The 5,337-nt window shown below is 72.7% G+C and carries 4 protein-coding genes; 2 read left to right on the top strand and 2 right to left on the bottom strand.

Features of this window, described 5'->3' with window-relative positions; genetic code table 11:
- Positions 1-1,508: 1,508 nt before the first annotated feature.
- Positions 1,509-2,054, bottom strand: coding sequence for a TetR/AcrR family transcriptional regulator (locus ACCP09_RS38115; RefSeq protein WP_433753850.1), 546 nt, complete (start codon positions 2,052-2,054; stop codon positions 1,509-1,511).
- A gap of 87 nt (positions 2,055-2,141) precedes the next feature.
- On the opposite strand from ACCP09_RS38115, the gene ACCP09_RS38110 reads away from it, so the two are divergent.
- Complete coding sequence (locus tag ACCP09_RS38110) at positions 2,142-2,600, top strand: nuclear transport factor 2 family protein (protein ID WP_027931962.1); 459 nt, start codon at positions 2,142-2,144, stop codon at positions 2,598-2,600.
- Between the two features lie 530 nt (positions 2,601-3,130).
- Positions 3,131-3,622, top strand: coding sequence for a GNAT family N-acetyltransferase (locus ACCP09_RS38105; RefSeq protein WP_433753848.1), 492 nt, complete (start codon positions 3,131-3,133; stop codon positions 3,620-3,622).
- An 87-nt stretch (positions 3,623-3,709) separates the two neighbouring features.
- On the opposite strand, the gene ACCP09_RS38100 is transcribed toward ACCP09_RS38105, so the two are convergent.
- Positions 3,710-5,038 carry a glycosyltransferase family 4 protein gene (locus tag ACCP09_RS38100; protein ID WP_433753846.1) on the bottom strand — a complete coding sequence of 443 codons (1,329 nt, stop codon included), beginning with the start codon at positions 5,036-5,038 and terminating at the stop codon, positions 3,710-3,712.
- Positions 5,039-5,337 lie beyond the last annotated feature (299 nt).

The following is a 5,337-nucleotide window of genomic DNA, read 5'->3' as shown; positions in this document are numbered from 1 at the left end:
CCCCGCCAGCGGCTCCGCCCCGCCCAGGCATGCCGGCACGCCTGCGGCTCCGCCGCGCTCAGGCAGGCCGGCATGCCAGCGGCTCGGCCCCCGCTCAGGCATGTCGGCGTGCGCCGGCACGTGCCGTGCACGCCTGTCACGCCCCTCGGGGGCGCGCCCAGGCAGGCCGGTACGTCAGCGGCACTGTCCTGCCCAGGCATGCCGGCGTGCGCCGGCACCTGCCACGCACGCCTGCCACGCCCCTCGGGGGCGCGCTCAGGTATGTCGGCATGCCTGCGGCTTCGCCCCGCTCAGGTATGTCGGCATGCCTGCGGCTTCGCCCCGCCCAGGCAGGCCGCCCCGCCAGCGGCTCCGCTTCGCCCAGGGATGCCGGCACGTGAGCGGCTCCGCCGCGCCGAGGCATGCCGGCGTGCGCCGGCACCTGCCACGCACGCCTGCACGCCCCTCGCGGGGCGCCCCGCCCAGGCAGGCCGGTACGTCAGCGGCACTGTCCTGCCGAGGTATGCCGGTACGTCAGCGGCACTGTCCTGGCCAGGCATGCCGGCGTGCGCCGGCCTGCCACGCACGCCGGCATGCCCCTCGCGGGGGCGCGCCCAGGTATGTCGGCACGTCAGCGGCACCGCCGCGCCCAGGTATGTCGGCACGTCAGCGGCACCGCCGCGCCCAGGTATGTCGGCACGTCAGCGGCACCGCCCCGCCCGGGCAAGTTGGCACGCCTGCGGCTCCGCCCCGCCCAGCTATGTCGGCATGCAAGCGGCACCGCTGCGCCCAGGTATGCCGGCACGCCAGCGGCACCGCCCCGCCCAGGCATGTCGGCACGCCAGCGGCACCGCCCTACCCGGAACAGCGACACCGCGTGCGGCACAGCCGGCAGCCCCCGCTCCCGCAGCTCCACCAGCGCTGCGGGCAGGCGGGCCGGGTGCCACACGCACGCCGAAGCGCCCTTCGCGTGCGGCCTCGCGCCACTGGCCCCGCCTCTCGGGGCGATGTGTTCGCCTCGCCGGGGTGCGATCGCTGACAGCACGCCCCGGCGGGGAGGCGGTGTCGGTGGCGCCGACTGCGCACCCTCCCGTCCCATGACCGGTGCCTCGTCCCATCGCGTCATGAGCTTCGCCAGCCCCGCGGGCAGGGTGCCACAAGCACGCCGACGCGCCCCTCGCGTGGGGCTTTGCACCACTGGCCCTGCTTCTCGGGGCGCTGTGTTCGCCTTGCCAGGGTGCGATGGCTGCCCCCCCGCGGAGAGGCGGTGCCGGTGGCGCCGACTCCGCCGGCACGCCCCCGCGGAGGGACAGTGTCGGTGGCGCCGACTCCGCACCCTCCCGTTTCATGACCGGTGCCTCCACCCATCGCGTCATCAGCACCGCCTCCCCTGGGCGCGATGACCGAGGCGGCTTGAGATTCGGTGCCGAGGGCATGACTCTTCCGGAGGAGCGGAGCTGATGGTGACTCCGCTCAAGGTGTGGCGCTGGTGGCGACTTCGCTCAAGTGCGGTGCTGGCGGCGAGGCCCTCACCTCTCGGCGGAAGCCCGAAGCAACGCCACCGCCGCAGTCTTGGCGCTCTCGGCCGCGCGCGGATCGCCCGTGATGCCCGCGATCACCGTCGCGCCTTCGACCAGCGCGAAGATCTGGTCGCCCAGCTCGTCGGAGCCGGCCAGGGCGCGCAAGTAGTCCCGCACCAGGTCCTTGTGCTCGCGCACCACCGCAGCGACACGAGGTGACCCGTCGCCCAGTTCGCCGAAGGAGTTGATGAACGCGCACCCCCGGAAGTCGTCCTCGCTGAACCACCGCCGCAGCCAGTCGAACACCGCCGGGACAGCGTCTTCCGGCGGCTGTGCCGACACGTAGTCCGCCAGCGACCGCCGCCAGCGTTCGTCGCGGCGGCGCAGGTAAGCCTCGACGAGATCGCTCTTCGCCGGGAAGCACTGGTACAGCCGCTTCAACGAGACGCCCGAACCCGAGCGGATGGCATCCATGCCCACCGCCTGGATGCCGCGCGCGTAGAACAGCTCTTCGGCCGTGTCGAGCAGCCGCGCGCGTGCCTCGTCGTGATCCATCCCGGTCCTGCCCCTTGCGTGGAGAACGTGCGTTCTCTATCGTAGCGCACCAGTGGAGAACGTGCGTTCTCCAGATTGGGGTGCCCCATGTCCGACCGTCCGCCGTTCCCGCCGTTCGACGAGGCCACCGCCGCGCAAAAGGTCCAGGCCGCCGAGGACGCCTGGAACACCAGGGATCCGGAGAAGGTCGCGCTGGCCTACACGCCGGACTCGGTCTGGCGCAACCGGGACCAGCACGTCGTCGGCCGCGACGCGATCGTCGAGTTCCTGCGCCGCAAGTGGGAACGCGAGCTGGACTACGCGTTGCGCAAGGAGCTGTGGGGCTTCCGCGGCAACCGGATCGCCGTGCGCTTCCAGTACGAATGCCACGACGCCGAGGGCCAGTGGTGGCGCAGCTACGGCAACGAGCTCTGGGAGTTCACCGAGAACGGCCTGATGCGCCGCCGCGAGGCGAGCATCAACGACAGGCCCATCACGGAGGCCGAGCGTCGCATCTTTGGTCCCCGCCCCGAGTCCGAGCGTGGGCAACTGTTGCCGGTGTTCTGAACGGACCCAACGGCGGCGGAAGTTCCGGCGCTGTTCTGGAGTCCGCCGAGCCTCAGCGGCGAGCGTGGCGGACTCCGGGCGCGGCAGGTGTCCCGGTGGCAATTCGATCCACAGGCCAATTACGGAGGCCGAGCGCCGGATCTTCGGTCCCGGCCCGAGTCTGAGCGTGGGCAACTGTTGCCGGTGTTCTGAACGGCCCCAACGGCAGCGGAGGTTCCGGCGCTGTACTGGAGTCTGCCGAAACTCGACGGCGAGCGTGGCGGACTCCGGGCGCGGCAGGTGTCTCGATGGCAATTCGATTGCGACAGGTCCATCGCGGGGGCCGAGCGCCGGATCTTCGGTCCCCGCCCCGAGTCTGAGCGTGGGCAACTGTTGCCGGTGTTCTGAACGGCCCCAACGGCAGCGGAGGTTTCGGCGCTGTGCCGGAGCCTGCCGAGCCTCGACGGCGAGCGTGGCGGACTCCGGGCGCGCCAGGTGTCCCGGTGGCAATTCGATCGACAGGTGAGCGGCCGGGCTGCGACGGTAGGGGCGTGCGCGTCGTTCCGTTGCCCCCGGACACCTATCACGCTCTCGCCGCAGGGGATCTCGCCGCGGCGAACCGTGTCGCGCCGGTCGAGCTGACGCCGTACTTCGTGAACCCCCGCTGGCTACCGGGCTGGGGCCGGGCGAGTACCCGCGTCCGTGCCGATCCGCGCGCCGCCGAGTGGCTTGCCGGCGCCGTTGCGGGGCCGGACGGCGTGGTCGGCCGCGCCGGCTACCACGGGCCGCCGGACCAGCAGGGCGTGGTCGAGGTGACCTACGAGATCGAACCTGCTTGGCGCCGACGCGGATTCGCCCGCGCCGCGCTGGCGGAACTCGTCGCGCGGGCCGTGCGCGAACCGGAGGTCCGGGTCGTGCGCGCGGTGATCCGGCCGCACAACACCGTCTCCCAGCGCCTGGTCGCGACCAGCGGATTCACCGAGGTGGACGGACCACCACTGCCTGACGGGCCGTGGCTGGTTTTCGAGCGCGTGGTGCGCTGAGGGCGGGACAACCACAGTCACGCGACCGACCGCGGCTGGTCGCGGGCGTGCGTAGGGCCACTTCTCAGCTCTGAGCGAAGGACGGCTTCAGCGCGCCGGCTTCCTCGGCCCGCTTTTCCGCGCCGCGGCGGTGGTCTTCCGCTCGACGACCACCGGCGGCGGCTCGGGGTTGAACACGTTGCCTGTCGGGATCTTGGGGCGTCCAAGCTCGCCGTGCTCGCGGACGCGGGCCTTGCGGTAGACCTCCGCGGTAGTCGCCGCGATGCGGGCCCAGTCGAAGTCGTCGGCGAGGCGGGCCTGCGCCGTCCGCGCACGGGTCTCCGCGGCCTCCCGGTCCCGCAGCACCGAGTTCACCGCCGCCGTCAGCGCGGGCACATCCCCGGGCGCGAAGGACAACCCGGTGACCCCGTCGACGACGACCTCGCCCAGCCCACCGGCCGTCGAAGCCACCAGCGGCGCCCGCGCGGCCGCCGCTTCCAGGGCGACGATTCCGAACGGCTCGTACCGGCTCGGCAGCACCACCGCGTCCGCCGCCGCCAGCACCGCCCGCAGCTCCCGGTCCCGCAGGTGCCCGGCGAACTCGACCGCGTGCTGCATCCGCATCCGCCGCGCCTGCTTGACCAGCTCGTCCAGGTGCCGCCCCCGGCCGGCGACCACCAGCCGCGTGCCGCGGTGCGCGCGCCGGATCTTCGGCAGCGCCGACACCAGGTCCTGGACGCCCTTCTCCCACTCCAGGCGCCCGAAGAACAACAGCAACGGCTCACCACCCGGCGCGTACTTCTCCCGCGCCCGCGCGACCTCGTCCGCCGCGACCTGCCAGCCGCGCTCCTCGATGCCGTTGTGGATGACCGTGATGTCGTCCGCCGACACCTCGAACAGCTTCGCGACCTCGGCGCGCATCGCCTGCGAACAGGTGATCAGGGCGTCCGACCGGTTCGCCAGCCACCACTCCACGGAGTGCACCTGCTGATTCAGCGGCTGCGACAACCACCCCGAATGCCGGCCGGCCTCGGTCGCGTGGATCGTCCCGACCAGCGGGCGCCGCAGCGCGCCGGCCAGGCTGATCGCCGGGTGCGCCACCAGCCAATCGTGGGCGTGCACGACGTCCGGCTGCCACGACCGGGCCAGCTCCAGACCCGCGCGCACCATGCCGTGGCCCATCGCGAGCGTCCACGCCACGAGGTCCCGCTCGAACGTCACGTGCATCGGGTCCTCGGCGACGCGGATGACGCGCACACCCTCGACCACCAGGTCCGTCGTCGGATGCGTGTGGGCGTCGGTGCCGGCCGGGTGCCGGGAGAGGACCACGACGTCGTGCCCGTCCTGAGCGAGGTGCCGGGCCAGCGCGTGCACGTGGCGGGCCAGCCCACCGACCACGACGGGCGGGTACTCCCAGGACAGCATCAGCACGCGCATGACAGGAGGTTACTCACTGGTCAACTAAGAACTGAACCGCCCGACGACACGCGATGCCGGCGGGTGATGCCGATCACATGGCGGGTGAGGACGCGGTGGTGTTGGGGGATTGCCGCGTGATCGGGCGGGCTGGGGAGTGGTGGGGTGGCTGGGTTGGGGTGGTGAGTGGTTTGGGTTGTGGCGCAGGTTGCCGCGTGGCTGGGCGGGCAGGGGAGTGGTGGAGTGGCCGGGCCGGGGTGGTGAGTGGTTCGGGTTGGCGGGCAGGTTGCCGCGTGGCCGGGCGGGCGAGGGGAGTGGCG

It is taken from the genome of Amycolatopsis sp. 3B14 (genome assembly GCF_050958625.1).
GTDB lineage: Bacteria > Actinomycetota > Actinomycetes > Mycobacteriales > Pseudonocardiaceae > Amycolatopsis_E > Amycolatopsis_E thermoflava.
The sequence above is the reverse complement of the archived record's forward strand: the minus strand, read 5'-3'. Positions and strand labels throughout refer to the sequence as shown.

What these genes read in the sequence shown, in the direction of transcription:
- ACCP09_RS38115 (WP_433753850.1), bottom strand. Translation starts at nt 2,054, where the DNA reads ATGGATCACGACGAGGCACGCGCGCGGCTGCTCGACACGGCCGAAGAG.
- ACCP09_RS38110 (WP_027931962.1), top strand. Translation starts at nt 2,142, where the DNA reads ATGTCCGACCGTCCGCCGTTCCCGCCGTTCGACGAGGCCACCGCCGCG.
- ACCP09_RS38100 (WP_433753846.1), bottom strand. Translation starts at nt 5,038, where the DNA reads ATGCGCGTGCTGATGCTGTCCTGGGAGTACCCGCCCGTCGTGGTCGGT.